Source organism: Bacteroidota bacterium, assembly GCA_018692315.1.
Taxonomy (GTDB): domain Bacteria; phylum Bacteroidota; class Bacteroidia; order Bacteroidales; family JABHKC01; genus JABHKC01.
The window spans coordinates 1-24423 of sequence record JABHKC010000092.1 but is presented as its reverse complement, the minus strand read 5'-3'; the positions used below and the strand labels follow the sequence as shown (position 1 = coordinate 24423).

General features: G+C 30.9%; 22 protein-coding genes. 11 read left to right on the top strand and 11 right to left on the bottom strand.

What is annotated here, in order from left to right; translation table 11 throughout:
- Window positions 1-5 precede the first annotated feature (5 nt).
- From HN894_07535 to HN894_07525, 3 genes are all read left to right on the top strand, one after another.
- Window positions 6-1457 carry a Ni/Fe hydrogenase subunit alpha gene (locus HN894_07535; protein MBT7143177.1) on the top strand — a complete coding sequence of 484 codons (1452 nt, stop codon included), beginning with the start codon at window positions 6-8 and terminating at the stop codon, window positions 1455-1457.
- 105 nt (window positions 1458-1562) lie between these two features.
- The gene (locus HN894_07530; protein ID MBT7143176.1) at window positions 1563-2060 is read left to right on the top strand and encodes a hydrogenase maturation protease; all 498 of its coding nucleotides are present in this window, start codon (window positions 1563-1565) and stop codon (window positions 2058-2060) included.
- Window positions 2061-2113: 53 nt separating this feature from the next.
- A complete protein-coding gene (locus HN894_07525) occupies window positions 2114-3871 on the top strand; it encodes a hypothetical protein (protein ID MBT7143175.1) in 1758 nt (585 codons plus the stop codon).
- Window positions 3872-3941: 70 nt separating this feature from the next.
- Here HN894_07525 and HN894_07520 read toward each other — a convergent pair whose 3' ends face one another.
- The 3 genes from HN894_07520 to HN894_07510 all read right to left on the bottom strand — a co-directional run bounded on the left by HN894_07520 (window position 3942) and on the right by HN894_07510 (window position 8378).
- Complete coding sequence (locus HN894_07520; protein ID MBT7143174.1) at window positions 3942-5468, bottom strand: NAD(P)/FAD-dependent oxidoreductase; 1527 nt, start codon at window positions 5466-5468, stop codon at window positions 3942-3944.
- A gap of 163 nt (window positions 5469-5631) precedes the next feature.
- Window positions 5632-7227, bottom strand: a complete 1596-nt coding sequence (locus HN894_07515; protein MBT7143173.1) for an asparagine synthetase B family protein — start codon at window positions 7225-7227, stop codon at window positions 5632-5634.
- Between the two features lie 29 nt (window positions 7228-7256).
- Window positions 7257-8378 (bottom strand): CapA family protein, encoded by a 1122-nt coding sequence (locus HN894_07510; protein ID MBT7143172.1) that lies wholly within the window; start codon window positions 8376-8378, stop codon window positions 7257-7259.
- A 341-nt stretch (window positions 8379-8719) separates the two neighbouring features.
- Between HN894_07510 and HN894_07505 the strand changes: the two genes are divergently transcribed.
- The 3 genes from HN894_07505 (at window position 8720) to HN894_07495 (ending at window position 12774) form a co-directional block, all read left to right on the top strand.
- Entirely contained in the window at window positions 8720-11125 is a 2406-nt protein-coding gene (locus HN894_07505) for a hypothetical protein (GenBank protein ID MBT7143171.1), read from the top strand.
- A gap of 42 nt (window positions 11126-11167) precedes the next feature.
- On the top strand, window positions 11168-11929 hold the full coding sequence (locus tag HN894_07500; GenBank protein MBT7143170.1) for an SDR family NAD(P)-dependent oxidoreductase: 762 nt from the start codon (window positions 11168-11170) through the stop codon (window positions 11927-11929).
- Window positions 11930-12312: 383 nt separating this feature from the next.
- Window positions 12313-12774, top strand: coding sequence for a type I restriction enzyme HsdR N-terminal domain-containing protein (locus HN894_07495; GenBank protein ID MBT7143169.1), 462 nt, complete (start codon window positions 12313-12315; stop codon window positions 12772-12774).
- Between the two features lie 4 nt (window positions 12775-12778).
- Here HN894_07495 and pheS read toward each other — a convergent pair whose 3' ends face one another.
- Both pheS and HN894_07485 read right to left on the bottom strand, forming a co-directional pair.
- Window positions 12779-13798 (bottom strand): phenylalanine--tRNA ligase subunit alpha, encoded by a 1020-nt coding sequence (pheS, locus tag HN894_07490; protein MBT7143168.1) that lies wholly within the window; start codon window positions 13796-13798, stop codon window positions 12779-12781.
- 77 nt (window positions 13799-13875) lie between these two features.
- Window positions 13876-14706, bottom strand: coding sequence for a peptidylprolyl isomerase (locus HN894_07485; GenBank protein MBT7143167.1), 831 nt, complete (start codon window positions 14704-14706; stop codon window positions 13876-13878).
- A 97-nt stretch (window positions 14707-14803) separates the two neighbouring features.
- Between HN894_07485 and HN894_07480 the strand changes: the two genes are divergently transcribed.
- From HN894_07480 to dnaJ, 4 genes are all read left to right on the top strand, one after another.
- Entirely contained in the window at window positions 14804-15163 is a 360-nt protein-coding gene (locus HN894_07480) for a hypothetical protein (GenBank protein MBT7143166.1), read from the top strand.
- Window positions 15164-15178: 15 nt separating this feature from the next.
- On the top strand, window positions 15179-15547 hold the full coding sequence (locus HN894_07475) for a hypothetical protein (protein ID MBT7143165.1): 369 nt from the start codon (window positions 15179-15181) through the stop codon (window positions 15545-15547).
- Between the two features lie 432 nt (window positions 15548-15979).
- Window positions 15980-16651, top strand: a complete 672-nt coding sequence (locus HN894_07470) for a nucleotide exchange factor GrpE (protein ID MBT7143164.1) — start codon at window positions 15980-15982, stop codon at window positions 16649-16651.
- Between the two features lie 89 nt (window positions 16652-16740).
- Complete coding sequence (dnaJ, locus tag HN894_07465) at window positions 16741-17886, top strand: molecular chaperone DnaJ (protein ID MBT7143163.1); 1146 nt, start codon at window positions 16741-16743, stop codon at window positions 17884-17886.
- A gap of 17 nt (window positions 17887-17903) precedes the next feature.
- Here dnaJ and HN894_07460 read toward each other — a convergent pair whose 3' ends face one another.
- The 3 genes from HN894_07460 to mazG all read right to left on the bottom strand — a co-directional run bounded on the left by HN894_07460 (window position 17904) and on the right by mazG (window position 20392).
- Window positions 17904-18992 carry a helix-turn-helix domain-containing protein gene (locus HN894_07460; GenBank protein MBT7143162.1) on the bottom strand — a complete coding sequence of 363 codons (1089 nt, stop codon included), beginning with the start codon at window positions 18990-18992 and terminating at the stop codon, window positions 17904-17906.
- Window positions 18993-19076: 84 nt separating this feature from the next.
- A complete protein-coding gene (locus HN894_07455) occupies window positions 19077-19526 on the bottom strand; it encodes a response regulator (protein ID MBT7143161.1) in 450 nt (149 codons plus the stop codon).
- A gap of 89 nt (window positions 19527-19615) precedes the next feature.
- Window positions 19616-20392 carry a nucleoside triphosphate pyrophosphohydrolase gene (gene mazG, locus HN894_07450; protein ID MBT7143160.1) on the bottom strand — a complete coding sequence of 259 codons (777 nt, stop codon included), beginning with the start codon at window positions 20390-20392 and terminating at the stop codon, window positions 19616-19618.
- 133 nt (window positions 20393-20525) lie between these two features.
- Here mazG and HN894_07445 point away from each other — a divergent pair, with 133 nt between their 5' ends.
- Window positions 20526-21470, top strand: a complete 945-nt coding sequence (locus HN894_07445) for a PhoH family protein (GenBank protein ID MBT7143159.1) — start codon at window positions 20526-20528, stop codon at window positions 21468-21470.
- Between the two features lie 45 nt (window positions 21471-21515).
- On the opposite strand, the gene HN894_07440 is transcribed toward HN894_07445, so the two are convergent.
- From HN894_07440 to HN894_07430, 3 genes are all read right to left on the bottom strand, one after another.
- Window positions 21516-22088: a nicotinate-nucleotide adenylyltransferase gene (locus tag HN894_07440; GenBank protein MBT7143158.1), complete on the bottom strand. Its 573-nt coding sequence runs from the start codon at window positions 22086-22088 to the stop codon at window positions 21516-21518.
- Window positions 22089-22142: 54 nt separating this feature from the next.
- Window positions 22143-22706, bottom strand: a complete 564-nt coding sequence (gmk, locus tag HN894_07435; GenBank protein ID MBT7143157.1) for a guanylate kinase — start codon at window positions 22704-22706, stop codon at window positions 22143-22145.
- A 172-nt stretch (window positions 22707-22878) separates the two neighbouring features.
- The gene (locus HN894_07430; GenBank protein ID MBT7143156.1) at window positions 22879-24063 is read right to left on the bottom strand and encodes a class I SAM-dependent rRNA methyltransferase; all 1185 of its coding nucleotides are present in this window, start codon (window positions 24061-24063) and stop codon (window positions 22879-22881) included.
- Window positions 24064-24423 lie beyond the last annotated feature (360 nt).

Here is a 24423-nt window from a genome sequence, read left to right as displayed (position 1 = left end):
AGATGATAAGAAAAAAAGTAACAATAGAACCCGTAACCAGAGTTGAAGGTCACGGAAAAGTAACAATTCATCTTGATAGAGATAATAATGTTGTTCAATCGAGACTACATATTGTAGAATTTAGAGGATTCGAAAGATTTGCACAAGGAAGACCATATTGGGAAATGCCAGTGTTGGTTCAAAGACTATGTGGAATTTGCCCGGTTAGCCACCATCTTGCTGCTGCAAAAGCATTAGACGTGATTGTTGGTGCAGGAACCGGAAACGGACTTACAGCTACTGGCGAAAAAATGAGAAGACTTATGCACTACGGTCAGTTTTTCCAATCGCATGCTCTTCACTTTTTCCACCTTGTTTCTCCCGATTTACTTTTCGGAATAGATGGCGATGTTGCTACCCGAAACATCATTGGCGTTGCAATGAAGCACCCCGACCTTGCTGTACAAGGAGTGATGATGAGAAAATTCGGACAAGAGATTATTAAACTCACTGCCGGTAAAAAAATTCATGGAACAGGTGCCATCCCAGGAGGAATAAACAAAAACCTAAGTATTGAAGAAAGAGACTCAGTACTAAAAGCAGCAGATCCGTTGAATGCAGAACATATGGTTCATTGGGCACAAGGTGCATTAGATTTCTTTAAAAAATATCAGGAAGGAAATAAAGATTTCATCGATAAATTTTCGTATTTCCCATCAAGTCATATGAGTTTGGTACGCGAAGATGGTGCATTAGATCTTTATCATGGAAAACTTCGAGCTGTAGATTCTGATGGAAATAAAATTCTTAATGATGTTGATTATCAAGATTATGTAGATTATGTTGGCGAAGAAGTAAAATCTTGGAGCTATATGAAATTCCCATATTTGAGACACATTGGCAAAAAAGATGGCTGGTACAGAGTTGGACCTCTTGCAAGACTTAATACTGTCGATTTTATTCCTACTCCACTTGCTCAGAAAGAGTTTGAGATTTATAAAGCCTACACTAATGGTTTGCCAAACAATATGTGTATGCACATGCACTGGGCTAGATTAATTGAAACTCTTCACGCTGCCGAGATGATAAAAATTCTTCTCGAAGATCCGGATCTTCAAGGAAACGATCTTGTTATAAAAGGCACAAAACAAAAAGAAGGAGTTGGATTGATTGAAGCACCTCGAGGAACACTTTTCCATCATTACAAAATTAACGACAACGATCAGATTAAGATGGCAAATCTTATTGTTTCAACTACAAACAATAATGAGCCAATGAATAAAGCTGTAAATTTTGTTGCAAAAAGCTACATGAACGGCGAAAGAGAAATTACCGAACCTATGAAAAATGCTGTTGAAGTTGCAATTCGTGCTTATGACCCATGTCTGAGTTGTGCAACTCATGCACTTGGTAAAATGCCTCTCGACATTAAATTATTCGATGCCGACAATAAACTGATTGATCAAAAAAATTCTTAATTTTAGTTTCACAGCTAATTTTTTAGACTGTCAATTAGATAAAATATATAAAAAAGCTCACATTTGTGGGCTTTTTTGTTGCTTAAAAAACTATATTTTTGTAAAATGAATAATGATAAAAAAATACTTTTTTACGGATACGGCAATCCAGGCAGAAATGATGATGGCCTTGGAAATGCCTTCGTAAAAAAAATGGATGAATGGACTCAAACAATAGGAATCCAAAATATTGAAACCGACAGCAACTATCAGCTAAACATTGAAGATGCACACAACATTTCCGATAAAGATATTGTGATTTTTGTAGATGCTTCGGAAGAACCAATCGAAGATTTTTATCTCTCTGAAGTGAATCCATCCAATTCTAAAGTTGAATTTTCGATGCACTCAGTTTCTGCAGCATATGTTTTAGACTTATGTCAAAAAATTTATAAGAAATTTCCGGAAACTTATTTGTTGCATATCAAAGGATACGATTGGAACTTTTTTGAAGGGATAAGCGAGAAAGCTCAGCAAAATCTAGAAAAAGCTTTTGAATTTATAAAAACGAATATTCAAAATCCATCCCAATTGAAAAATTTGACGGAGGAAGTTTCAAAGTAGAAATAATTGCAATTGTTGAATAATGCCGGATTTTCCTGATATTTCAAATTGAAATGAGAAAAAATATCCTAACAATTTTTGTTACTTTATTAACAATATTAATTGTATTTATTTCAATTGATTATGTAGAAAGTGAAGGATTCAATCCAACCGATGATGGAGTAATTCTTGCCCAATCATTTCGTTTGATAAATGGCGAAAGTCCGCACAAAGATTTCATTTCTATAAGACCTGTTTTTTCAGGAATTTTGCATTCAATCCATTTTTTCTCCCCCATGCCTTTGCAAATTAGCGCAAGATGGTTCGTCATTTTTGAGTTTTTTGTTTATTCTTTTTTATGGGTTTTTGCACTGTTTAAAGTGTTTCTGCATTTTCCGGAAAACTCAAAACTAAAATATCTGCTGATTTCATCTGTATTTTTGTTTAGCTTTATATTAAATCTAAACAATTATAATTTATTCCCATGGACTACAATTGATGCAATTTTTCTATCGGTAATTGGATTTAGTTTCTACAATACTATTTTTCTGAAAAAAATTATTTGGAAAAATTCCATTCTAATAGCGTTAGGATTGTTGTTTTTTTCGCTCTCAGCTCTTTCTCGCCAAAGTTTTGTAGTAGTTCTGTTTTTTGGGTTTTTATATACGGCATTTCATTTTTTTAGAAAAAAGGAATTTTTGAAATTAGTTTGTGTCGCTACAATAGGTATTTCGCCTATCATCTTCTATTTTTTTGTCTTACTTAAAAATGAAGCATTTTTTCTGTTTCTCAATCAAATGACCGGCAGAACCGAATTGGTCGAAACCGGAATTATTCAATTTATAAAATATTTTATTAAATCTAAATTGCTTGTTTTAAATGTTTTAGTAATTATTTGGTTTGTTTTATTTTCTGTAAATAGAAACATTTTTAAAAACAAGAAAAAAAAATTGCTACATGCTAAAACCTGGATTTTGGGTTTTTACTTTTTTGCGACTTTGGCTTTTTCATTTTTTCATTTCTATCAAAAGAGTAACATTATTTACATAGTTCCTTTTGAATTTTTCTGGATTTTGATTTCAGTTTTTCTTATCGCAATTCATACGCTGAAATTAAAAATGAACCAAATAGTTACAATCTTTTTTGTGATTTTATTGTCGTGGACAAGTTCAATCTCGCTTGGCGACAACAGCCCAATTTTTGCTATGGGCTTACTTGGCGTAACTACCATCATTCTAATAATTTATATATTGCAAAAGCAGAATAATTCTGTTAGAAAAATAATTACTAAAAAACATTTTCCAATATTTATCATAGCTGTTGTTTGCAGTTTATTTGTAGTTTCCATTTTTGGTCAGCGAAGAGCCAATTACCGCGACCTTCCGAGCGAAAAATTGGATTATTCGCTTGGCGAAATTTTCTTTGAATTTGGCGAAATTCGCACAAACAAAAACTGTTTCGATTATTATTCCGATTTCATTTCAATTTATAACAGTATGGATGATATTCAAAACAATTTTGTGATGCTGCCAAATAATTCTGCTATTTATCCGATTTTAAAAAGTCGAAATCCTTTTCCATTAGACTGGATGCAACACGATGAATATATTGGTGCCGAGCAATTGTTGTATGAAAAAATTGAGGAGGTTCTTAAAACAAAAAAAATCTACATCTTTATCGATAAGCACGAATTAAAAAAAATATCACAAAAATTGGAGCCTAAAAAGTATGATAATTATTTATACGATTATCTTCCTTTGGTTTTTGAAAATTGTCTGGAGGTAGAAATTGAAAGTGATTTTTTTAAGGTTTTTATATCTAATGGATTTTAACGAAAAGAAATTTCAGTATGCATTTTGTAATTTTGAAATAGTTAAAACTTTATCCTAATTTGTATAAAAATTATCCTTCCTTCTCCTCATGATAATCCTGCTCCGTATTTATCTCCCAAATATTTTCTTTCGTTTTTTTGCCATTAATGATATTTTCCACAGCAGTAATTGCCGTAAGCATTGAATGATCCTGATTGTTGTAGCGATGCATCCCATTTCTTCCGACAAGAAAAAGATTTTCAATTTTATCAGTAAAATTTCTGATTATGTCGAATTGATTATAAGTTCCGAAATATGCAGGATAGGTTTTTCGCATACGAATTATTACACTATCAAGAACATCAGCAATGTCGATAATGTCGATTTTTGCCAATTCTATGGCTGCAAACTTTTTAAATTCCTCATCGGATTTTTGCCATAAATCGTCGCCTTCATTACAAAAATATTCGAGTCCAATCCAAACAGTATTTTCATCTTTAACGAGATATGGACTCCAATTATTGAAAATCTGTAATCTGCCAATTTTTACATCGCTTTCTTGAATATATATCCAATTGTCGGGGATCAGATTGTTTTTGGGACTAATCTTGGTTTTGTTACTGATTTTCAGCTTTTTCAAAAGCAAACCAACTGTAATAAAGTCGCGATAGACCAAACCATTTGCAATTTCTTTCACATTCTGCGGAATAGTTGCTTTCATCGAATTTATTAGATCAACAACCGGCATTGATGAAAAATAATAATCGGCATTATAAGTTTGAATATTTTGAGTACTAATATCTAAGATTTCTATTTTAGATATTTGATTTTGTGTAGTTTCAAATCCTACAGCTTTTTTATTCAGATGAATTTCGCCACCTTTATTTTTAATAATTTCAGCAACTCGTTCCCATAAATGTCCGGGTCCAAATTTTGGATACATAAATTGATCAATCAGCGAGGTTTCCGTATTTTTTTGATCAATAGATTTATCTTTCCAAAAAATATTTTTGATGGAGTAATAAAATGCTTTGGTGATAGACAATCCTTTGATTCGCTGTGCTCCCCATTCTGGCTCAATTTCGGTGCAGGGAACACCCCATACTTTCTCTGTATAATCTCTGAAAAATGTGCGGTAAAGTTCTTTACCAAATCGATTAATAAAAAACTCTTCAAGCGATTTTTCCTTTTTTTTGGGAAAAATGGCAATAGAGAAATAGCTTATTCCTATTTTGATAATTCTTAACAAACCAAGATTTCTTAGAGTATTTAAATTCAAAGAAATTGGGTAATTAAAAAACTTTCTAAGAAAAAATATTCTGGAAAGTCTGGTTCTAATAAGCATAATATTATGATTATCAACAGTATTATGTTTTTCAATAGGCAGAATATTTTGCCACCACTGCATCACCCTATCCGATTTGGAAAAAAACCTATGACCTCCAATATCTATCCTATTGCCTTTATAGTTGACGGTTTTAGAAATTCCTCCTATATCTTTGCTTCCTTCAAAAATTATCGGTTTAATGTCTGTTTTGTGAACAAGTTCGTATGCCGCTGTCAAGCCTGCCGGACCTGCACCAATAATTATTGACGTTTTTTTATTTTCTATCTTCATAAAAGAAACTTCTGTTTGAAATTGTTTAAACAATTCTCAACTAATAATATTGCATTCAAAATATATCATTTTCTGATGTGAGTTTTCTCGCTAAAGTTCACAGAAAAAATGCCATCATCTTTTCAAGTTTGCGTCTATTTGAGAGACACATTTTTTAATTGTATTAATATATTTTAAGTTCGTTTATATACCATTGTAAAATATTTGAATTGTAAGAATTTGTTGCCGGATAATATTCCTTGCCATTCTTCTTCAAGTCATCAATCATTTTTTCTGTAATGTTTTTGTAAAAAATAATGTCGTTTTTCTCTAATAATTTTTGTTTCATTTTCGATGGAAGAAATGGTCTAATCAAATTTTTGACTGATTGAATTTTTGTTTTGAAAGCTGAAGTTTGAATCTCATTTTTGAAAGAAATATCATATTTTTCGAAATAAATATCGGTTAAGACTTTATCATATAATAATTTATGTAATCTGAATTCATAAGGAATATTCTTAAAAAAATCGACTAATATGCTATCCCAAAAGGGAAGTCGAAATTCATATCCAAAAAAATTGTAAACATTGATTGAGTTAATTAAATATTTCGAAATTTTTTCTTTAAAATCCCAATCCTCGTAAACTGAATATGCTTTTAGATTTCTATTTTCTTGGTAAGATTTTGTAACAAAGGTGCTTATTTCTGATTTGAAAGGCTTTCTAAACCTTTTTTCTGGTTTAATTATGTTATATTTGGTTTTATAAATTGCATTAACAATTTTTTTTATACTGGTTTTTTTGCCAAGTCCGTCATTTTTTGCAAGCTGGCTGCCTGCAATAAAATCGCCGGAATGTCCAGGAATAAAAATCGAATCTTGTGGAACTAAATTATTATCTTTCAAATATTTGACAGCAAAATACTCCTGCATAAAAAACATTGTATTGTAGTTTGCCGAAAATTTAAAGTAGTCCTGAAAAGATTTGTCGTTCAGGTAATTCTTTATTAGATCTTCTGTGTATTCTATTAATATCCATTTGAAATCAAGTGTTTTAGCAACTTGTTTCGATATAGAAATTTCAATATTATTTTTTCGTCCATAAGTGTAGCATACAACATTTTGATAATCGAATTTTTTGAGCATTACAGCTATGAGCCGAGAATCGAAACCGCCGCTTAAAGGAATTACTACAGTACGTTTTTTAAATGTATCTATTTGACGTTTAAATACTTCGTCTAAGATTTCTGGCAATTTATTGCACAGTTTCTCAAAACTGCTTGATTTTTCTTCCGAAAAAAAGTATGAATAATATGTTTTTGAAAAAATAGTAGTGTTATAAAAATGAAAATATGCCCCAGCTTGTACTTGAAAAATATTTTTCACAAGAGTTTTCGAGCTTGTAACATAAGCAGTTGCAAGAAATTCAGAAACCGATTTTTCGTCAAATTCGTATAATTTGTTTTGTAATCTTAAATGTTCAACATCATCCGAAATGAAAATATCTTCATTTTCAATGAAATAGAAAATCGGAAACATTCGTAATCTATCCACCGCAAAAAAAACGGAATCTTCATTTTTGATAATTACTGTAAAAAGTCCATTTGCTTGTTTTATTTTATTCTCAAAGGATTGAATATTTGTAATCCCTTTAAAATATTCGAACAATTCCTCTTTTTCATAAAAAGAATTGTTTTTGTCAAACAAATATCCTTTTACGAAAATATTTTCCTTCTTGAACCAGGAAAAACCGTAGTTATATATTAGACTAATATTTATCAAGACCTAATTATTTATTTGAAAATTGTCAATTATTTTGAATGAAATTTATTAAAAATCAAATGTTTAATAGCTCCAAAATATATATCTCTTTCATTATTATTTTTGAGAATTTGAAAAGTTCGTTCATAAAATTCTTTGCTGAACAAAAGTTTCAAAATGCTCATTTTTTTCAAGCTATTTTTTTCTTCAGGCATATTTAGACTTTTTGTGTCAGTTTTAAACAAAACTCGATGAGCTTCTGAGTTCCATTCATTTTTATAATTCGAAAAATCTGAAATCTTTAGAATGTTTTCGTAAGAAACTATTTCGCCCATGTTGATAGTTCCGGTTGTTGAATTGATGTGTATAGGTTGCACTACATACTCGTAGTTTTCATTAGTAAAAGTCAAACTCACAATTGCCGATTTGTTTGTGCCAGTGCGAATTTTATGCTGTGGAATGTCGAAAATGAAATTTCCAAGCGAATAAAATATTGTTGTATTTTTTATTTTTTCAATGCCTTGAAAAGTGTGTGAATGGTGAGCAATAATTATATCAACACCATCGAGTTTTGCAATTTTTCGTAAATACTTTCTTTTTGCAGGTGAGGGGAAAAAAGTGTATTCTTCGCCACCATGATAGTTAACTATTACATAATTAGCTTGTTTTTTTGCTAAAGCAATTTTCTGTTTTAATAATTGAAATTCATTTTGGCAAAACACTCCGGCAGAATTTTTCGATGCAATCTCACCTTCTCGATGAGAAATTCCTAAAATTGCAATTCTAATGTTTTTGTGTTCCAGAAATAAAACTCGTGAAGCCTCTTTTATATTTTCTCCAGCTCCAAAATATAGCAACTTCTGCCATTTAATTTCTTGTTTGGTTTCCAAAAAACCTTTCAAACCACAATCGAAAATGTGATTGTTGGCAAGATTGAAAATAGGATTTAGATATTTGTTTAAATATGAAATGCTGCAAGTTGGGCTGAATAAGGCAAATTTTGAATTTTCGTTTTGACAGGATTTTGTTGCTGCACCTTCAAAATTCAATACAAAAAATTCTGATTTATTATATTTCGACAAAAATTCTTCTGAAAAAATTTCTTCGCCATCCATAACTTTTTTTCTAAAAATGCCAGTAAAGCTCGTATCACCGGCAAATGAAATTTTCAATGAATTGATTTTATCACTTGTATTCATTAAATTTATAAAAATCAGCTAATTAATAATCACATTAGAAAAAATAGAAAACGAAGTACAAAGAAAATAATTTTCATATCTATAAAGATTGCGAAATTATAAAGTTTTGGTTAAAGTGAAATTTTGTTTGGAAATTTCACTAAGGAAAAAGTTCAAATTTTTCAATCGTCTGACAAACAGGATGTTATTAAGAGGATAAAATGATGACGATACTATAATTTGTAAGAGAGCAAATAATATATAATAAATGCTTTTTTAGTTTTGAGATTATTTGTAAATTGTCAGCAATTCTTTTAAACATTAAATTGAATAAAATGAATGAAATTATTAATAAAACATTATTGATATCAGCGATATTATTTACCATTATTTTGCATAATTCTTATGGTCAATCGAATGGTGAACTTTCAGATAGCACAAATTTAGAAACAAGCCAAACAATTGATGTTTATCAATTTAATTACAAAATTCTTGCTCAGGCAATGCTCGATGAGTTGAACAAAAATCGCGATGAAAATGGAGTAGATAGGTTTGTTGAGGAAAAAATATTGACATATACCGCAAAAGAGCAAGCTGAAAATATGGCAAAAGATCAGGATGTAAGGCGCGATCCTATGGAAATTTGTGATATTGCTTTAGATTATGATGGTACGAATAAAATTGCCGGTCTTACAGAAAAATCATCTCTTAAGAAATCTGGCGAATATTATACATACCAATTTGTAGCAAACTATATTGTAGATAAGTGGATGCGAAGTCCTAAAACTGCTTCAAGAGTTACCGATTATAAGTATATATTTGTCGGAATAGGTTCCTCACTCGACGATTTAAACAAGAAAGTTTATGTTTCCGTAGTTTTTGGTAATTATTATTCAAAAAGTCCAGGTATTGATCTTGCCAATGAACTTGAAGTTCCAATAACTACAAAATCAATGGGACTGAAAGGCTATAATCAAAAAATCTGTGAAAAGTTAGATAAATTTAGAGGATTGAGTGATTTGCAGGAAAGTCTTTTTGTTGAAGATGACATGGTATATTTTAAGCATTACGATTTGAAGGAATTAAAAAAAATAATAAAAAAGGACAGCTATGATGGAATTGCTGTTGATATAATTCAAAAAGAACAATATCCTTGCAATGCTGAAAATGCTTTAGATAATAATTTGTATAACAAAGGAATATTGTTAGATAAATTGCTCGCTAAAAAACTTTATTCAAGTAATCTTATCGAAGGAAAAGATGCCAAGAAAAACCTGATGGTAGAAATTGACTATATGCCACAAGATATAGGTGAATATGAGCTGAATTTGATTTTAATAAAAGACAAACATATATGCAGAAATATTCAGCAAGCATTTGTTTTTAATGGGAATAATCCTAAAACAGAAAAAATTGAAATTCTGGCTGATACAGTAAGTAGCCAAAATGAGATGGTCTATGTTCCGGAGACAAAAAGTCGTGAGTTAAGTTTCAAAATTATATTTGAAAAAGGTAAATATGAATATACAAATGAAGATATTAATCCATATTTTGAAGAATTAAATCAGCCTCCATTCATTATTGATAAATTACATGTTGTTGCATATTCTTCAATAGAAAATACTGACCCAAAAAATATTATAAAGCAACACAAAAGAGCCGAAAGCATTAAAAATATTATAGCTGCAAAACAAAATGAAGAACCGGAAATCGATTTGCTTGCTAAAGATAGCTGGTCTTTGTTTAAGATAGATGTTATAGGTACCGAATTTGAACATTTTGCCTCGATGACATTGCAACAGGCAAAATCATATATCAGAAAAAATGATATGTATAAAGATCTCGAACCAATTCTAAAAAATCATAGGTTTGCCAGAGTAGAAATGCAAATTTCATACGACTTGAGAGGCGAAAAAGAACAAGAATTTGTTTTGTTTCAATTTAATAGAGCTATAAAAAAACAAAATTTACCATTAGCACTTTCAATTCAGAAATATATTTTGAAGAAAATTATTGCAGGAAAATATAATTCGAAAGCCATACACGACCAGGAAATACCGCTTGATATTAAATTCACAGGTATGATAATGAACAAATTGTGGATGCAAAATTTTGTAAATGAAATTGAATCAGAACAGTTTTATAAAGAAATGCAAGATTTATACAAACTTGCTCCAACCAACGGATATATTAGTTTTAATAATATTTTTAGTAAATTAGAAAATGAACAATTAACTGATGATTATCAGGCATTTAAAATTCAAAGTCAAATCGAAAAACTTTATCGTACAACTTTAGATAAAAAAACTATTGATTTGTTGAACTTGGAGTTCCAATTCAAAATAATTGAAGAGATTGATACGGTTGAAACTACAAATCCTCTGGTAGTAGAAAGCCTGAATAGAATTAAGAATTTGGTGAATATTAAAGAATCAAGCTGGCAAAGTTCTCTGAAATTGGCACATATTTTTATAGATCATAACGATTATGAATATGCAGCATCGCTTTTAGACCCATTTATCGAAAACGAAAATGTTAATGAAGAACTGCTTTTTACATACATTTCCTTATGTAGTCATGAAACCGACCTTCAGGTTTCTTCAAAATTTGTGAATGCTTTAAGAACTGCCGATAAAATTAATCATAAACGATATTGTTCACTTTTCGATGGTAAACACTTTTCAATTCAGGTTTTTGAAAATCCATCTGTTAAAAGTGATTATTGTAAAAAATGCCGATAAGTTTCAAATTCAGCTTGAAATTTACACTTATATTTCCTTCAAATGAAAAAAATTGCATTAATAACCGGTGCTACATCTGGCATTGGAAAAGCTACAGCCTATAAGTTAGCTGAAAATCAGTTTAATATAATTATTACTGGCAGAAGAAAAGAAAGGTTAACAGATTTGAAGCAAGAAATTGTCAAGAAATTTGCTGTAGAAGTTTTGTGCCTGAGTTTCGATATTCGTCAACTCGAGGAAGTAAATCAAGCTATTGAGAGCCTACCTGACAATTGGAAAAAAATTGATATTTTAGTGAATAATGCCGGACTTGCAGTTGGACTAAGTCCAATACATTCTGGACTTATAGACGATTGGGAAAGAATGATTGACACCAACATAAAGGGCTTACTTTATATAACTCGTAAAATTTCACCAATAATGGCTGGCCAAAAAACCGGACATATTATCAATATTGGTTCAATTGCAGCAAAGGAAACTTACGCAAATGGAAATGCCTATTGTGCTACCAAACATGCAGTTGATTCATTGTCAAAAGCAATGCGTATTGATTTGCTTGAGTATGGAATAAAAGTTACTGCTATTCATCCCGGAATGGTTGATACTGAATTTTCATTAGTACGGTTTAAGGGAGACAAACAAGCTGCCAATAAGGTTTATGATGGAATGACACCACTATTTGCAAACGATATTGCTGAAGCAATTTTATTTGCAGTGTCAAGACCGGCTCATGTAAATATAAATGATATGTTGATAATGCCAACATGTCAAGCAAGTTCTAATCATCTTGTTAGAAATAGCTAATTAAATGAAACATAGCAAGAAATAATAATTTCAGTTTTAGATTTTGCATAAATGTGCGATGAAAGAATGAATAAAAAAACGGGCATCTAACCAAAATGCCCGTTTCACAGTTTAACTAACCTATTATTAAACTATTGAGAAAAAACTACATTAAATTTTAATTTAATTGTTCAGGTTTCCATTATTGCATTTTGTATGCCATATTTGCTAAGATGTTGAAATTTAGAATATTCTATTTCTGTAGATAATTGAAATGAACGATTGTGATACAATAATTGTACGAAATTGGACAATTTTTTATCGTTTATAGATTATGGATAGATGAAAAATAATGTTCAGTAAAACAAGGATTGCAGTTTTGAATTATTAAGAAAAAATTTCTTATGCAAAGTCTAAATTTACCTAACTATAATTTTCGATATAAACTTATTGACGATAGGAAATATATTTTCGATCAGTTCAGGAAAAAATATGTTGCCCTGACACCGGAGGAATGGGTCAGGCAAAATTTCGTAAATTATTTGATCGATGAGAAAAAATTTCCGCAACAACTTATTACAATTGAAATGTTTCTTTCAATAAATAAAATGAAAAGACGCTGTGATATTGCAGTTTTTGATAAATTCGGGAAGGCACTTTTGATAGTCGAATGTAAATCGCCTAAGGTGAAAATCTCTCAAAATACATTTGAGCAAATTGCTAACTACAACATTAAATTGAAAGTAAATTATTTAATAGTTACTAATGGATTGTCGCATTATTGCTGCAAAATTGACCATAGTAACAATTCTTATAAATTCTTGCAAAAAATTCCTGAATATGAGGAAATTAAGAATAAGGAATGAATACCTAAATTGCCGCTTCAAACTGTTGCAAAAACCGAATATCATTCTCGAAAAATAGCCTGAGGTCTTTAATTTGGTATTTTAGCATTGTTATTCGCTCAATTCCCATTCCGAAAGCAAAACCGGTATATTTCTGATTGTCAATGCCATTGCTTTCCAAAACATTGGGATCGACCATTCCGCAACCTAGAATTTCAACCCAACCCGTATATTTACAAACATTGCAACCGCTACCACCACAAATTTTACAACTAATATCCATTTCTGCAGATGGTTCTGTAAAGGGAAAATATGATGGTCGCAATCGTATTTCAATTTTTTCACCAAACATTTCTTTTGCAAAATATAGAAGAGTTTGTTTCAGATCAGCAAAAGAAACATTTTTGTCAATATATAATCCTTCTACCTGATGAAAAATGCAATGTGCTCGTGCCGAAATGGCTTCATTTCTGAAAACTCTACCCGGTGAAATTGTACGAATTGGGGGTTTCTGATTTTGCATAACTCTAACTTGTACAGAAGATGTATGCGTTCTAAGTAGAATATCAGGATTTTTATTAATGAAAAAAGTATCCTGCATGTCGCGAGCCGGATGATTTTCCGGAAAATTTAGAGCAGAAAAAACATGCCAATCGTCTTCGATCTCGGGTCCTTCGGAAATGACAAATCCCAAACGCGAAAAATTTTGAATAATTTCATTTCTAACTATTGAGATAGGATGACGAGAACCAAGTTTTACAAATTCGCTTGGTAAGCTCAAATCTTTTGCATTGATTTCGCCTCCATTTTCTTCAAGTTTCTCTTTCAACGAATTTAGTTTAGAAAGGGCTTTATTTTTAAGTTCGTTAATTTTTTGTCCAAATTCCTTTTTTTGGTCATTAGGTACATTCTTAAATTCGGCAAACAACTTCGAAATTTCGCCTTTCTTACTCAATAATTCAATTCTTTTGTTTTCAATTTCTTCTTTCTTATTTGATCTGAAATTTTCAATTTCTTTTAATAAATATTTTACTTTATCTAACATTTTTCAGGAATTATAAATTTTATGTTTTCTGCAAGGAATTTGTGTACAAATATTTGGAATAAGCAATATTAATACTTTTACTCCGAAATACTAATTTTCATTCGAACATCAACAAATGGTCGGGAATATTCGTCGCATTTTTGTTGCGAGATTTTTTCAATAGTATCGAATCCTTCTATTACTTCACCAAAAACAGTGTAAGCACCATCGAGATGCGGAGTTCCTCCAATGGTGGTATATAATTTTCTTTGCTCTTCTGAATATTTGAACTTTTCCATTTTTGCAAAATCATCTTCAAGAAACTTTTCTAATTCTAAGGCATACGCTCTCAAACTTTCAATATCTTTCATTTTCTGTAAAGAATCTACCTTATTTTTAATTTTTATATTCTCTGGCCTTGCAATAAAGTCTAGCGTGATTTGAGTTTTTTTCGAATTATTCCTTTGCTCTTCAAATTTGTCTATTTCTTCATTTGTAAAAAGTTTTCCTTCAACAATATAAAATTGAGAACCAGATGATCGTTTCTCCGGATTGATTTGGTCGCCTTCGCGAGCTGCTGCCAAAACTCCTTTTTTGTGAATAATATTCTCAACAAATTCTGCCGGAATTGTATATCCGGGGCCTCCATTTCCAAGTCTATTTCCGCTGATAGCACTTTTTGAATCAGGATCGCCTCCTTGAATCATAAATTGGTCCATCACTCTATGAAATAATAATGAGTCGTAAAAATTCTGTGAGATTAGTTTCAGAAAATTATCTTTGTGAAGTGGCGTTTCATCATATAATTTTAGTGTTATATCTCCAAAATTAGTTTCTATCTTAATAGTTTGAGATATAGCATTTTGCGAAATAGCAGATAAACTAAAAATCGAAATTATAATAATAAATATAATTTGAGAATGTTTCATAATAAAATAAAATAGTTAAATAATTTTCTAATTTTGTAATTTTGTCGCAAGATAGAAATTATTTCTATTGAAGGATTTAATATAAATGTAAAATATTATGAAAAACTTTAAATTAAGATTTGTATTTTTTTCTATTTTATTAATAACTACATGTTTATCATTTAATTCTTGTGTTGAACCAGAACCTCCAAAAGCTACAATTACAGTAGTTAACGAAGCCGGATTTCCTGTTCATTTAGCTCAAGTTAGAGTGTTTTCTTCACCAAATGGTTCAATTGTAGAGCAAATTGCCAGAACCGATCCTAATGGACAAACATTTCATACATTTAAATACGAAGCAATTCTTGATGTAGAAGTAGAATATGTTTCCAGCGATTTTTCTTATACTCTTACTGGATCGGGAGTTGTAATTTTAGAAGAGGACAAAACTTACGAAGAAACTGTTACTATCAGGTAAAATTGTGTTAAGGATATGAAAAAGAGCATTTTAGTACTTTTTTGGTTTACATTAGTTCCTCTATTGTTTTTTTCTTGCAATAAAAATGAGAACCCAAAAGCCGTTGTTTATGTTATTGACGAAGAAGATAGACCTGTTGTGGGAGCAAAAGTAGAGTTGTTTTCCCGACCGAACGGTACTATAATGGAAGACCAAAAATTTACAAATGAAGAGGGCAAAACTTTCCACGAGTTTGTTTTCACATCAACCCTTGATGTTTTTGTTGAAAAAGGTCCGGTTCTGCATTACAATAAGCGTTTTGGCGAAGGAGAACTTGTTTTGAATTATGATGAAACCGCAAATGTAACTATTGTAATTTCTGAGCTTGTGATAGAAGAAGAGTAATCAATTCACGGAGTTAAGCTCAAATATTCTTTAAAAAAATGGTATGACAATATCTGTGATTTCCTGACAAAGATGTTGTCATTTTTGCATATAATATAGTTTCTGTGACAATTTGTCCTTTGTTATTTTCTTAGATGTAATAAAATTCTCCTATGAAGATTTTGTAATTTCATTCATTTACTAAATACCTAAAGTTTGCAAAATTATTGATTCATTTAGTAAAAAACTTCTCTAAATTTAAAGTCTGAAACAATTTACATAATTTTTCATCTAAATCGAAAAATAGCAAATCAGCAAATTTGGGTTCTCTAAAAACTCCTATTTCCCAGATTATTTATATATTTTTTTATTCATAGTTTTTTGTCTTTCAAAGTGGCAATAATTTTGTTAAGCACAGAAAACTTAAATTTTTAATTTCAAAACTTTTGTAAAATGGCAAGCAAAAAAGTAGAAAAAGCGAATATTGAAAAAGAAATAAAAGTAGAAAATGCAAAAACAAAAGAAGCTTCTACTAAAAAGTCTGAGAAGGATTCTGACAAAGAGAATATAGATTCTGAGGAAGAAATGGATATAAAAACCGAAAGTTCTGAAACTGTTTCGGAAGAACCAATTAAAAATGAAAAATCGGATGACATCACTCAGGAATCTAAACCTGAAGTTGAAAAAACTCCGGAGGAAGAAATTGCGGAATGGAAAAATAAATACCTTCGACTTTCAGCCGATTTCGATAATTACAGAAAACGCACTCTGAAAGAAAAAATGGATTTAATAAAATCTGCCGGTGCAGATACTATTAAAAATATCATCCCAATTTTTGACGATTTTGAAAGAGCTATCACTGCAAGCAAAGGAGCTAAAGATGTGACAGCAATAAAAACTGGTAACGACTTAATATATAATAAGTTCAAAGACTTTCTAAAGCAAAATGGGATTAAAGAAATTGATGCTATTGATAAAGAATTCGATACAGATTTACACGAAGCAATAACAAAAATTCCAGCTCCAAAGAAAAAGCAAAAAGGGAAAGTTATTGATGTAATAGAAAAAGGGTATTATTTGAATGACAAAGTGATACGATTTGCAAAAGTAGTTATTGGCGACTAAGCAATGAGCAAATTTGAAATATCATTAAAATCAATCCATTGAACAAAAAATCATTTGCATAAAAGCCTTAAAACCAAAAAACTACAAATATGTCGAAAAGAGATTATTACGAAATATTAGAAGTGTCGAAAAATGCTTCTAAAGATGAGATAAAAAAAGCATACAGAAAACAAGCTATAAAATATCATCCTGATAAAAATCCTAATAACAATGCTGCTGAGGAGAAGTTTAAAGAAGCTGCTGAAGCTTACGAAGTTTTAAGCGACGAAAACAAAAAAAGCAGATATGACCAATTCGGTCATGCCGGAATGAAAGGCGGTGCCGGATTTGGTGGCGGCGGAATGAATATGGAAGATATCTTTTCTCATTTTGGTGACATTTTTGGCGGTGGTTTCGGAGGCGGTTTTAGTGGTTTTGGAAGTAGTCGTAGTGGCAGACGTGTAAGCAAGGGCTCAAATTTGAGAGTGAAAGTAAAACTAAACTTAAAAGAAATTGTTGAAGGAGTTGAAAAAAAGATAAAGGTGAAAATGTATGTTGCTTGCCAATCTTGTAACGGAAGTGGAGGCAAAGCCGGCTCTGGAAGAATAACTTGTACAACTTGCCATGGTACAGGACAAGTTTCGAAAATAACAAATACAATTTTAGGGCAAATGCAAACGGCATCTACTTGTCCGCATTGCGGAGGCGAGGGTTCAACACTGAAAAACAAATGTAATGTTTGTTATGGCGAAGGAATTGTGAAAGATGACGAGATTATTAGTATCAAAATACCTGCTGGAGTTGCTCAAGGAATGCAACTTTCGGTAAGCGGAAAAGGCAATGCTGCACGTAGAGGAGGAGTTAATGGCGACCTTTTGGTTCTCATCGAAGAAGAAAAACATCCGCATTTGGTACGAGATGAAAACGACCTTTTGTACAATTTGAATATTAGTATCCCCGATGCAATACTTGGAATCCCTGTAGAAATTCCTACTGTAGAAGGTAAAGTAAAAATTAAAATTGAACCTGGAACTCAGCCCGGGAAAGTATTACGTTTGCGAGGGAAAGGTGTTCCTGAAGTGAATGGCTACGGAAGAGGAGATTTATTAGTCTCAATAAATGTTTACATTCCTGAAGTTTTATCGAAAGATGAAAGAAAAATTATTGAGAAACTAAAACCTTCAAAAAACTTCAGCGCTGAAAATTTTAAAACAGACAGTAGTTTTTTTGATAATTTCAAAGGATTTTTCAATTAGAAAATCAAAAACTTGTCTTATGATGGCAAATTTCTTTTTTTAAACTGCGATGGGGTTTCGTTTGTAATTTTCTTAAAGATAGAGTTAAATGCCGATTTTGAGTTGAATCCGCAATCGTAGGCAATACCGAGCAGTGTAAAATTACCGGTGTTTTTATCTAATAACATTCTTTTCACTTCATTTACGCGAAATTCGTTCACGAAAGTGTAGAAATTTTTGTTCAACTTTTCGTTAATAATTTGAGTAAGGTAGTATTTCTGAATATCTAAATCTCTTGCCATATTTTCGATGGTAAAATTTCCATCTAAGTATGGTTTTTTTTCTTCCATGTATTTTTCAATCATTGAGAGATACTTTTTAGCATCTACTTCTTTCAATCCCGATTTTTCGTATTTTGTTTCTCGTTTTTGAGCTTTTTCTGCATTTGCCATTCTTCGGAGCTTAATCTCTTGCAATAATTCGTATCGTTTATTTACAAAAATTGACGGCTGATTGAATCCAAAAAAGCTTAGAGCATAAGCAAAAAATGTTAAGCCTATTACGGGAAAAAATTCAGGGCTAAAAATCGGATTATTTACATCGAAATAGAAATTAGAAAACCTAACTAAAATTGCAAGGAAATATGCTAAGCCAAAGCAGTTTGCTATAGTCCTCAACCAATTAAGATTGGTTTTTTCAGACTTTATAGAAAAATGATTTAAGATATTTTTTCGGTGTTTTCGCAATAGCTTCATCGTAAGAAAAACATAAATAATAATGCTGATAATTATTGCAATTGCATACGAAAAATGAATTGCTGAAAAGCTGCCTCCCTGAAAACTTTCAATAACATTATTTATAATATTTTTTTGTTTGATTATACTAAAAAAGAATATTAGAAAGACGAAAAAAGGAATTAGGTGAAGGAGGCTTTTATTATTGAATTTGGGTTTTTCTGAAATTAGCAGCTTGGCATAGACATAAAGAAAAGGTCCGTAAGTGAAAGGAATGGTTCTAAGCAAAAGTAATTCCGGATATTTTAGTTTTTCGATTTTTAAACCTAAAAAATTAGAGGACAATTGAATAGCAATAAGAAAAAGCCAAATAGACAAAGTATAGTCAGACAACTGACGGTTTTTTTTGCTAATCATTAAAAATGAGGCGAATAGCGATTGAGTTATTCCTATATACAGAAGGCCTTCCAAAAGTGATTATTTATTTGCGGATGGGTTTTTTAGCTTTGCAATTTCTTGCTTCAGTCTTGCAATTTCTTGCTTATGTTTGACATGTGTTTTTATTCTGAATACAAATTCTTGTTTGTTGTAGGGCTTAATTATATAATCTACTCCTCCAAATTCAAAACCTTTAACAATATTTTCTGGAAACGGCAATACGGAAATAAAGATAATTGGGATATCAGAGGATGCTTCGTGGCTTTTAATATTCTTACATAATTGAAATCCATTTATATTTGGCATTACAATATCTAATAATATCAGGTCAATATCATTGTTTTTTGTGATTTCTATAGCTTCTTCGGAATTTGTCGTGGAGATTACATCAAAATTTTCTCTCTCCAAAACTGTTGTCATTAATTGAATATTGGTTGAAATATCATCAACTATTAATATTGTTCCATTATTAGTTCGAGTTTCATTCATTTCCAAATAATTAAATAAATTGATATAAGCAAAGTTAATATTTTATACGACAAAATTGAAAAAATATATGAATTGTTTCAATTTTAGAACTAATCATATTTTTTTGCATCGTCCCAAATTTTGTTCATTTGTTCGAGTGTCATATCATGCAACGAAATTCCTTTGGTAAGTGTTTGTTTCTCAAGATAATTAAATCGTTTAATAAATTTTCGATTAGTTCTTTCGAGAGCATTCTCCGGATTTATATTATAAAGTCGGGCTGCATTTATAAGAGAGAAAAATAAATCGCCAAATTCTGATTCAATATTATCTTGATTTTGATCCAAAATTTCTTGCTTTAATTCGTTAAATTCTTCTTCTACCTTTTCCCAAATTTGCTCTTTTTCTTCCCAATCGAAGCCAACTCCTCTAACTTTATCCTGAATTCTGTTTGCTTTAACAAGGGCAGGAAGCGATTTTGGAACACCGCTCAAAACTGTATTTTTCACTTCTCCTTTTTCCAGCAGTTTTAACTTCTCCCAGTTTGCTTTTACTTCTTCGGCATCAGCAACAGCCGTGTTGCCATATACGTGTGGATGTCGAAAAATTAGCTTATCACATAAAGAATTGATTACATCCGAAATGTCGAAATCCTTAGTTTCCGAACCAATTTTTGCATAAAAAACTATATGTAGCATCAAATCGCCAAGTTCTTTCTTTATATCAGTCATATTGTTACTGATAATGGCATCGGCAAGTTCGTATGTTTCTTCTATTGTTAAGGTTCGCAGACTTTCTAAAGTTTGAGTTTTGTCCCAAGGGCATTTTGCTCGTAAATCGTCCATTATTTGAAGTAATCTATCGAATGCTTGTAAATTTTTATTCATCTTTTATTTAGATTATTTACTTTTTGATTGAAAAATAGATTGAAAACATAAAATCTTCTATTTGCCAATTTTATATGTATTAAAAATAATTTATTTACTTTGTAGGAATCAAAAATAGTGAAATATATTAAATATGATTGAAAAGATTATTTATTTAAAAGAAGTTGATCCTTTGTTACTTCTCGGTGTAAACAATTCTCGTTTAGAAAGAATGAAGATATTTTTTCCAAAGCTAAAAATTATTGCACGTGGCGAGGAGCTGAAATTATTTGGCGATGAAAATGAAATAAATAATTTTGAAAAGAAAATCAAGATAATCATAAATCACTATTGTAATAATTCAAATTTGACAAATAGCGAATTCGAAAGAATTTTGACAGAAAATATTGATGAAATTGAAGTTCGCCAAAACTCTGATAATGAAGTTTTACTTTTCGGAAACAATGGAAAATTAATTAGAGCTGCTACAAAAAATCAGAAATTGCTTGTAGAACAGGAGCAAAAAAATGATATGATTTTTGCAATTGGTCCGGCAGGTACAGGCAAGACTTATACTTCAATAGCTTTGGCAGTAAGAGCTTTACGTAGCCGCTGGGTGAAACGAATAATTTTGAGTCGCCCGGCAGTTGAAGCGGGTGAAAATTTGGGCTTTTTACCTGGCGATATGAAAGAGAAAATTGACCCTTATTTGCAACCTTTATATGATGCACTGCGCGATATGATTCCTTCGAGAAAACTTCGCGACATGATTGAAGATGAAGTTATACAAATTGCGCCATTGGCATATATGCGGGGGCGTACTTTAAACAATGCTTTTGTAATTCTCGATGAAGCTCAAAATACAACAGAGAATCAAATAAAAATGTTCTTAACAAGAATGGGTTCGAATTCTAAATTTGTAATCAACGGAGATATTACTCAAATTGATTTGCCAAAAAAACAACAATCTGGTCTAATAAAAGCATTGAAAATTTTAAAAGCCATTAAAGGAATTTCAATTATCCACTTCAACGAAAAGGACAATATGCGCCACCCACTTGTGAAAGATATTGTGGAAGCTTACCATAAAGACAATTAGTGTTTTTTGTTTAACTTTATTTTGAGCTGGCATTTCCTATTGCCATTAACTTGAGAAAAAGTGCATTTCAGTTATATATTCTGAAACTTTAGTCGGCATAAAATAGCGAACATCTTTTCCATTTTTAATGGAATTTCGAATAAAACTCGATGAAATTTCAATTTGAGGTGCATCAATTATTTTCATTCCATATTCGGCTGCTTTACTATTATCGCAATTTGGTCGGGGGTAAACATAAATTTGATGATGTTTCAAAATCTCGGTATAATTTTTCCACTTATGAAAAGTCGAAATTCCATCTGAACCCATTATTAGTACAAAATTCTTAACAGGATATTTTTCTTTAAGAAAAACCAATGTGTCAATTGTATAAGAAGGTTGCGATAATTTAAACTCAATGTTCGAAGATTTCAGCATATTGCTATCGCCAATTGCAAGATTCACCAATTCGAGGCGATGATAATCTGCAAGCAAGCTCGATTTTTTCTTAAAAGGATTCTGAGGACTGATAACAAACCAGAGCTGATCAATGTCCGAAAATTCGACCATATAGTTTGCAATAGCCAAATGTCCAATATGGATAGGATTGAATGAGCCAAAATATAAGCCTACTTTCATTTTTTTGATAGTTTAATATTCTAAGATTGTCTTTTCAATTTTGCAAAACCAATTTCAAAATAGATATTGATTTACTATTTCAAAGGCTTCTTCTTCAGCTTCATTTAGTTTGTCGTTTATAATTAATTTATCGAATTTGTCGGCAAACGAAATTTCATATTTTGCCTTACTAATTCTTTTATTCAGTTTTTCTTCAGATTCGGTAGAACGACTTATTAGTCTTTTTTTTAATTCGTCGATATTTGGAGGTTTTACAAAAATTGTGAGAGCACTGTTTGTGTATATTTTCTTAATGTTTAAACCACCAATTACATCAATATCAAAAATCACATTTTTGCCCGTATCAAGATTTTTTTCTACTTCCGATTTCAAAGTTCCATAGAAATTATTCTCGTAAACCTCTTCCCATTCTAAAAATTCTTTGTTATTAATTTTTTGTTTAAAATCGTTTACAGAGATAAAAAGATAGTCTTTCCCATGAACTTCATTCTTACGCTTTTCTCGGCTACATGCCGAAACCGAAAAACTAAGATTAAGATTTTTCGACAATAGAAATTTAACTATTGAAGTTTTTCCACTTCCCGAAGGTCCCGAAAAAATTATAAGTTTCCCTTTCATTTCATTATTTTATGTGACAAAGTTAACTTAAAATTAAAGTTTTGGTAGCCAAAAAACTTAGTAGATTTTATTTAAATTCTTACGAAATTTTTACAACAGTTATTGGTCCACTTAAAGAAGTTCCCGTCCTAATAATTTTGGTTAAATTGTCTATTTAGCTTAGATCTAAATGCTATTCCACATATAGAACTATTCCTTTCAAATATTCTCCTTCAGGATGAAAAATATTTATTGGATGATCAACAGGTTGGCTAAGCTGATGTAGAATTTTCACACTTCTTCCTGCATTTGCTGCTGCCACAAAAACCGATTTACGAAAGTTCTCTTTACTCACGGCTTGCGAGCAGGAAAAAGTAAAAATAATACCACCCGGTTTTATTTGTTCAATAGCTTTTTGATTCAACCTTTTGTATCCTTGAAGTGCATTGTGTAGGGCTTTTTGATGTTTTGCAAAAGCAGGTGGGTCAAGTACAATTACATCATATTTATCCTGAATGTTCTCTAAGAATTTGAAAGCATCTTCGCAATAAGATTTATGATTTTTTGCATCAGGAAAGTTGAGTTCTATATTTTTATCGGTAAGCTCAATGGCTTTTTTCGAACTATCAACCGAGTGAACTAATTCTGCTCCATTTTGTAATGCAGCCACTGAAAAACCGCCGGTGTAGCAAAACATGTTTAAAACAGATTTTTCTTTTGCATAAAATTCTAAAAGTTTTCGGTTTTCGCGTTGGTCTATGAAAAATCCGGTTTTTTGCCCTTCTGCCCAATCAATAAAATATTTGTTGCCATTCTCAAGGACTTCATTTGTGTTTGGCGAACCGAAAATAAGAGCATCATCTTGCTTAATATCAGCTTTATATGGCAAACTGGATTTACTTTTATTGTAAACTGCAAGCAGATTTTCCTGAAGAATATCTTTCAATATTTCTGAAATAGTATTCAAAATAGTGAACATTCCAATAGAATGAGCCTGAACTACAGCAGTTCCATTATAGTAGTCAATAATTAAACCTGAAAGATTATCTCCTTCAGCATTTATCATTCTGAAAACATTTGTATTTCCACCGCTTAAAAATCCTATTTTTTTTCTGTAGTTTATAGCTTTCAAAATTTTGTCGTGCCAAAAACTTTTATCAATTACTCGTTTTTCGAAAGAGATTATACGAACTGTGATTGTCCCAATTTGATAATGTCCATAGCACAAAAAACTATTTTTATTATCTAATACTTCAACAATTTCACCTTCTGCAGGAGTTCCAAGCATTTTTTTAATAGCACCGGAAAAAATCCAGGGATGCAATCGCTTAACCGATTGGTCTTTTCCTGATTTCAAAATAATTTTACAATATTCCATTTTTGATATTTTTTGCAAAAATGGAAATTAATTATGAAATAAAAATTTAGAATTATTAATTTGCGTATGGATTTTGATAGAACAACGAAAATTCAATTATCCGATAAAATAATTCTAAATTACGATTTCTTGTATAGTCATTGTGTTGCATAAAAGATATGTATGTAAATTTTGTCTATGAAAATACATGGTTATCTCATTAGCTTATTGCCATTTTAATCAGCAATTCCGCAAGAAAAAAAAGAACTCTTTATGTAGCTGAAGTTTAGAGAAATATGATTTAGGCTAAAATTTATTTTTCTTGCTATTTTTTTAGTTTTACTCAGATGAACCACATTTATCATAAATAACTGATTCTAT

Excerpts from the sequence above, each read along its gene's own strand:
- pheS (MBT7143168.1), bottom strand. The coding sequence starts at position 13,798 with ATGTTAGATAAAGTAAAATATTTATTAAAAGAAATTGAAAATTTCAGA.
- HN894_07485 (MBT7143167.1), bottom strand. The coding sequence starts at position 14,706 with ATGAAACATTCTCAAATTATATTTATTATTATAATTTCGATTTTTAGT.
- HN894_07500 (MBT7143170.1), top strand. The coding sequence starts at position 11,168 with ATGAAAAAAATTGCATTAATAACCGGTGCTACATCTGGCATTGGAAAA.
- HN894_07470 (MBT7143164.1), top strand. The coding sequence starts at position 15,980 with ATGGCAAGCAAAAAAGTAGAAAAAGCGAATATTGAAAAAGAAATAAAA.
- dnaJ (MBT7143163.1), top strand. The coding sequence starts at position 16,741 with ATGTCGAAAAGAGATTATTACGAAATATTAGAAGTGTCGAAAAATGCT.
- mazG (MBT7143160.1), bottom strand. The coding sequence starts at position 20,392 with ATGAATAAAAATTTACAAGCATTCGATAGATTACTTCAAATAATGGAC.
- HN894_07495 (MBT7143169.1), top strand. The coding sequence starts at position 12,313 with ATGCAAAGTCTAAATTTACCTAACTATAATTTTCGATATAAACTTATT.
- HN894_07475 (MBT7143165.1), top strand. The coding sequence starts at position 15,179 with ATGAAAAAGAGCATTTTAGTACTTTTTTGGTTTACATTAGTTCCTCTA.
- HN894_07455 (MBT7143161.1), bottom strand. The coding sequence starts at position 19,526 with ATGAATGAAACTCGAACTAATAATGGAACAATATTAATAGTTGATGAT.
- HN894_07440 (MBT7143158.1), bottom strand. The coding sequence starts at position 22,088 with ATGAAAGTAGGCTTATATTTTGGCTCATTCAATCCTATCCATATTGGA.
- HN894_07445 (MBT7143159.1), top strand. The coding sequence starts at position 20,526 with ATGATTGAAAAGATTATTTATTTAAAAGAAGTTGATCCTTTGTTACTT.
- gmk (MBT7143157.1), bottom strand. The coding sequence starts at position 22,706 with ATGAAAGGGAAACTTATAATTTTTTCGGGACCTTCGGGAAGTGGAAAA.
- HN894_07505 (MBT7143171.1), top strand. The coding sequence starts at position 8,720 with ATGAATGAAATTATTAATAAAACATTATTGATATCAGCGATATTATTT.
- HN894_07520 (MBT7143174.1), bottom strand. The coding sequence starts at position 5,468 with ATGAAGATAGAAAATAAAAAAACGTCAATAATTATTGGTGCAGGTCCG.
- HN894_07530 (MBT7143176.1), top strand. The coding sequence starts at position 1,563 with ATGAATAATGATAAAAAAATACTTTTTTACGGATACGGCAATCCAGGC.
- HN894_07480 (MBT7143166.1), top strand. The coding sequence starts at position 14,804 with ATGAAAAACTTTAAATTAAGATTTGTATTTTTTTCTATTTTATTAATA.
- HN894_07525 (MBT7143175.1), top strand. The coding sequence starts at position 2,114 with ATGAGAAAAAATATCCTAACAATTTTTGTTACTTTATTAACAATATTA.
- HN894_07430 (MBT7143156.1), bottom strand. The coding sequence starts at position 24,063 with ATGGAATATTGTAAAATTATTTTGAAATCAGGAAAAGACCAATCGGTT.